Source organism: Pseudoroseomonas cervicalis ATCC 49957, assembly GCF_000164635.1.
GTDB classification, from domain to species: domain Bacteria; phylum Pseudomonadota; class Alphaproteobacteria; order Acetobacterales; family Acetobacteraceae; genus Pseudoroseomonas; species Pseudoroseomonas cervicalis.
In genome coordinates, this window is the sequence record NZ_GG770780.1 from 91824 (window position 1) to 94475 (window position 2652).

Genomic DNA, 2652 nt, shown 5'->3' on the forward strand with positions numbered 1-2652 from the left:
GCAGCCGGCTGCGGGCGCGCCCCGGCCTGGCCGGCCCGGCCCAGGCGGCGGGGCGCAACGCCGTGCCCTGGGAGGAGCGCCTCGCGCATGACGCGCTCTATGTGCGCCGCGTCACCCTGCGCGGCGATTTCCGTGCCGCCTTAGGAACAATCTTCATCCTTCTGAAAGGAAAGGGTGTCAACGCCCCCGGCCACGCCACCATGCCGCGATTTGACTCACAGGTCGCGGAAGCAACGTCGCCTGTTGATCGCGAATTAAACATCTCCGGTTGATTTGTTTCTTGAAAACTCTCGCTCCGTATGATCCTTTCAGGGGCGTTCACAAAACCGTGAGCAGGTGGCAAAGATGGCGGCGATCCAGGGCTGGGCGGGCGAGACGGCTTTCGGCGGCGCGGGCAGCGTGCTGCCCTTTCCGCACCGGGCGAGGCCAGGCTTGCCGGCGCGGCCGCGCATCCACCTCTCGCCGCCGAGCCTGGTGGGGGGCGAGCTGGCGACGCTCAGCCGCACCCTGACCGAGGGCTGGATCGCCCCGGCCGGCCCGGTGCCCGCCGCCTTCGAGGCCGCGCTCTGCACCGCCACCGGCTTCGCCCACGCCGCCGCCGTCGCCTCCGGCACCGCGGCGCTGCACCTGGCCTACCGGGTGCTGGGCGTCGAGCGCGGCGACGAGGTCTGGACCCAGAGCCTGACCTTCGTCGCCACCATCGCCCCGGCGGTGCAGATGGGCGCCCGGCCGCGCTTCCTGGACGTGGCGCCGGAGAGCTGGACGCTCGACCCCGAGGTGCTGGAGAGCCAGCTGCGCCAGGCGGCGCGGCGCGGCAGGCTGCCGCGCGCCGTGGTGCCGGTCGATCTCTATGGCCAGCCCTGCGACCTCGACGCCATCCTGGCGCTGTGCGGCCGCTGGGGCGTGCCGGTGCTGTGCGACAGCGCCGAGGCGCTGGGCGCGCAGTATCGCGGCCGCCCCGTGGCCAAGGGCGCGGCGCTGGCCGCCTTCTCCTTCAACGGCAACAAGATCATCACCGCCGGCGGTGGCGGCGCGCTGGTCTCCGACGACCCGGCGCTGATCGCCCGCGCCCGCCACCTGGCCACCCAGGCGAAGGAGGCGGCGCCGCACTACCAGCACGAGACGACGGGCTATTCCTACGGCCTGTCCTCGGTGCTCGCCTCGGTCGGGCTGGCGCAGATCGGCGCCCTGCAGGCCCGCGTCGCCGCCCGCCGGCTGGTGCAGGCCCGCTACGCCGAGGCGCTGTCCGACCTGCCCGGCGTCACCTTCATGCCCGAGCCGGAATGGGGCCGCGCCACGCGCTGGCTGAGCGTGCTGCAGCTCGACCCGCAGCGCAGCGGCGCCACGCCCGAGACGCTGCGCCGCGCGCTGGAGGCCGCCAATATCGAGAGCCGCCCGGTCTGGAAGCCGCTGCACCTGCAGCCGGCCTTCCGCGGTGCGCGCTGCCACGGCCCCGGCCATTCCGGGCGGCTGTTCGAGCGCGGCCTCTGCCTGCCCAGCGGCGCCATGAGCGCGGCCGAGCAGGACCGCGTCATCGAGGTGGTCCGCGCCTGCCTGCTGGGGGGCTGAGCCATGCGCATCCTCTACCTGCACCAGCATTATTCCGGCCCCTCCGGCGCCACGGCGACGCGCAGCCACGCCATGGCCACGGCCCTGGTGGCCGGCGGCCACCATGTGACGCTGGCCTGCGGCCGCTACCAGGGCGCCGTCACCGGCCTCACCGGCGCCTATCGCGGCGGCCGGCGCGAGGGGCTGCTGCGCGGGCTGCGGCTGGTCGAGTTCGACATCCCCTGCGGCAACGACCAGGGGCTCGGCGCCCGCGGCCTCGCCTTCGGCCGCTACGCCGCCGCCGCCGGGCGGCTGGCGCTCTCCTCCCGCTGGGATCTGGTGGTGGCCAGCTCCACCCCGCTCACCGTGGCGCTGCCGGCGCTGCTGGCGCGGCGGCTGCGCGGCACCCCCTTCGTGTTCGAGATCCGCGACCCCTGGCCGGAACTGCCGCGCGCGCTGGGCGGGGTGCCGGGCTGGGCGCTGGCTGGCATGGGCTGGCTGGCGGATGCCGCCTGCCGCGAGGCCGCCGCCGTGGTGGCGCTGAGCGAGGGCATGGCGGAGACCGCCCTGGCCCGTGGCGCCGCGCCGGAGCATGTGCATGTGGTGCCGAATGGCTGCGACCTGGAGCTGTTCGGCCCGCACATCGCCCCCTGGCGCCCGGCCGAGGCGGCGCCCTGGGAGGTGCTGGCGGTCTATGCCGGGGCGCATGGCCGCGCCAACGGGCTGGAGCAGCTGCTCGACGCCGCCGCCCTGCTGCTGGAGCAGGGCGAGCGCCGCATCCGCCTGCTGCTGGTGGGCGAGGGCTCGGAGAAGCCCCGGCTGCGCGAGGCGGCGGCGTCGCGCGGGCTGCACAATGTCAGCTTCCTGGCGCCGCTGCCGAAGCGGCAGCTCGCCTCGCTGCTGGCCGGCGCGCAGGTCGGGCTGCAATGCCTGGCGCCGCTGCCGGAATTCGCCGAATGGACGGCGCCGAACAAGCTGATGGACTATCTGGCCGCCGGGCTGCCGGTGGTCGGCAATGTGCCCGGCCGCGCCGCCCGGCTGCTGGCCGAGGGGCCCTGCGGCCTGTCCACCCCGCCCGGCGAGGCCGCTTCCCTGGCCGCCGCG

Annotated in this window: 3 protein-coding genes; all 3 read left to right on the top strand. The window is 75.1% G+C overall.

The genetic code is table 11. From position 1 onward, the window contains the following. Positions 1-272, top strand: a 272-nt coding sequence (locus HMPREF0731_RS24380) for a sugar transferase (RefSeq protein ID WP_007004769.1), incomplete at its 5' end; no start/stop codon positions are given. 73 nt (positions 273-345) lie between these two features. Next, on the top strand, positions 346-1569 hold the full coding sequence (locus tag HMPREF0731_RS13825; protein WP_007004770.1) for a DegT/DnrJ/EryC1/StrS family aminotransferase: 1224 nt from the start codon (positions 346-348) through the stop codon (positions 1567-1569). A gap of 3 nt (positions 1570-1572) precedes the next feature. After that, a partial coding sequence (locus tag HMPREF0731_RS13830) for a glycosyltransferase family 4 protein (RefSeq protein ID WP_007004771.1) occupies positions 1573-2652 on the top strand: 1080 nt, incomplete at its 3' end.